The sequence below is a fragment of the Kitasatospora sp. NPDC053057 genome, from assembly GCF_044546945.1.
GTDB lineage: Bacteria > Actinomycetota > Actinomycetes > Streptomycetales > Streptomycetaceae > Kitasatospora.
Genome location: NZ_JBITZP010000120.1, coordinates 1 through 2,405 on the forward strand (window position 1 = coordinate 1; position 2,405 = coordinate 2,405).

Below are 2,405 nucleotides of genomic sequence, written 5' to 3' on the forward strand. Positions count from 1 at the left end.
GTACCGCTCCGACATCCTCGACGGCTTCCTCTCCGGCACCGGCCTCTCCCTCGACCTCCCACCGCCATCACCTTGAAGCGCCGAGGTCAGTAACGGCCGATAGCCGCCGGAGGAAGCGAGGAGGCGGGTGGCTGTCAGCAGCCACCCGCCTCCAGCCGTTCCGGGAGCCTTTCGCGGCCTGGGTTGCGGGGCCGCCGGCCAGCCCGCAACCGCCTCAAGCCGCCCAGCAGGCCGCCGTCCACATCGCCACGCTGCGCCACATCCCCATCCCGGCCGCCGTCCTCGAGTCCGCGTTCCACCTTGCCCAAGCCCTGCCGGAGCGCCCCGCCGAGGACCCGCTCCTCCTGGATGCCGCCGCCGGCCTCACCGCCGTCATCCCCCAGTACCTCGCCGCCGCCCGCCCCCACCATCGACACCGCCGGCCCGGCTGCGCCTGGTGCCGGAGCCGACGGTCTCCACGCTCGGCACCCTGCGGGCCTGAGGCGGCGCCAGAACGGCCGTGGGCGGCGTGCGGCGGACCCGTGGCGGGTAGCGTTCTGCATGGCCGTCCAGGGTCGCTGTGAGCCGCCGTCAGTGTGCGCCGCAGGCCCGGCGAGGCGGAACAAATCCCCGGGTGTACCCCCGGGGGCGTCCCCGGGTGCTGCCCCGGGTGGCTTCCCGCACCAGGGTTTCGACATTCCCACAGGCCAGAGCCCGAAATCACGGCCGCCAGGCTCGCCGACAACCCTTTCCCTCCCCTTCTTGTCCTTGGCTTGTGGTGTTGGTGGTTGGCGGTTGGGTGGGTCGGTGCGGTCTCGGGTTCGCTCCGGGTCCGTCGGGCCCTGTTGCCGCTCCGGGTCCGCTTGGCCCCTTCCCCTCGCGGCCGGGTGGCCGCGCGCCTCCCGGTGGTCGGCGCTGGGTGGCCGGGGGCGGTGGGCGGCGGCCGGGTGTCGGTGCCGTGAGGTAGAGAGACAGGGGAAGATCAGCACCACGTGACGGGGAGCGGCAGATGCACGAGGACCAGGAGCACGCCCGAGACGACCAGCAGCCGCCGGCCCGGCCGGGCCGGGTCCACTTCCGTCGCTCCGCCCGCAACCCGAACGGCTCCTGGGGCTCGGTACGCGATGACGTCCTCGCCGTCCTCGGCGTCCTCAAGGTCGCCACCTACAAGCAGCTGCACGCCCTGGTCGCCAACGACCCCGACGACCGCGAGCACAACCGCACCGAGCATGTCGCCGAAGCCGTTCGCGACCTGGAGAAGCAAAAGCTCGTCGAGCCACGCGGCACCACCCGCCCACCCAGCCGCAAACCCGGCGACAAGACCGCAGACAAGGCCGCCGGCTCCAAACCGAAGCCCGGCGGGCCCGGCGCGGAGAAGATCGTCGGCCTCACCCCGCTCGGCCTGCTCGCCGCCGCCGAAGCCCTCGGCGACGACCGCGACATGGGCGGCCACGCCCGCGGCGCCGGCGGCACCGGCGCACCCCACGCCATGCTCGTCAACGAGATCATCATCACCGCCGTCACCGGCACCACCACCCACGGCGCCCCACCACGCAAACACGAACGCGACGCCCCACCCCGCCGCGCCCTGCCCTGCGGCCCGCTGCCCGGCGGCCTCGACGACTGGGCCACCGAAGTCGCCCACACCATCACCGGCAAACAGACCGTCATCCCCGACGCCGTACTACGCGCGCCGGACCTCGGCATCCCGGTCCTGTTCCTGGAACTGGACCGGGGCACGAAGACGGACGTGCGCCAGGTCGCCGCCAAGCTCGACAACTACAAGCGCTGGTTCGACAAGACCGTCCAGGACGGCGGCCACGAACGGCCCCTGTTCGAGGTGACGTACGGCTCGCTAAATCCGCCCGCCTACGGCTACCGCCACGAAGACGTCGTCCGCCCACCCGTCCTCTTCGTCCTCGACCAGGGCACCAAGCTCGGCCGGCCCCGCTACACCCCCGAGGCCCTCAACCAGCGCCTCAAGAACCTACGCACCGCCACCGAGGACCACTGGCGCGGCCGCCGCTGGGAGGACGAGGGCGTCGTCTACTCCACCTTCGACGGCAAGATCCCCGTCCTCGGCACCACCGTGGACCGCCTGCGCCGCCACGGCTTCCTCGGCCCCATCTGGTGGCGATTCGGCCGCAGCGAATGGCAGACCCTCACCGGCACTGTCACGTTGGCTGGCGGGTGCGGGATGATCTTGTAGTCGGTCATGTCGGGAGGGGTTCGCCGATGTCGTCCGTGCCGCCGTCGTACAGGGGCCACCGGTATCCGGTGGAGGTCATCTCGCACTGTGTGTGGCTGTACTTCCGCTTTCCGCTCAGCTTTCGCGAGGTCGAGGAGCTGATGCTGGAGCGCGGTGTGGTCGTCTCGTACGAGACCGTGCGCCGGTGGTGCCTGAAGTTCGGGCAGTCCTACGCCGA

At 71.8% G+C, this 2,405-nt stretch carries 1 protein-coding gene and 1 pseudogene; both read left to right on the forward strand.

Going from position 1 to position 2,405, the window contains the following annotated elements; all coding sequences use genetic code 11:
• Window positions 1-988: 988 nt before the first annotated feature.
• Window positions 989-2,188, forward strand: a complete 1,200-nt coding sequence (locus ACIG5E_RS39300; RefSeq protein WP_396542092.1) for a replication-relaxation family protein — start codon at window positions 989-991, stop codon at window positions 2,186-2,188.
• A 26-nt stretch (window positions 2,189-2,214) separates the two neighbouring features.
• Window positions 2,215-2,405: pseudogene (locus ACIG5E_RS39305) on the forward strand (IS6 family transposase); the annotation flags it as partial.

What these genes read in the sequence shown, in the direction of transcription:
- ACIG5E_RS39300 (WP_396542092.1), top strand. Translation starts at nt 989, where the DNA reads ATGCACGAGGACCAGGAGCACGCCCGAGACGACCAGCAGCCGCCGGCC.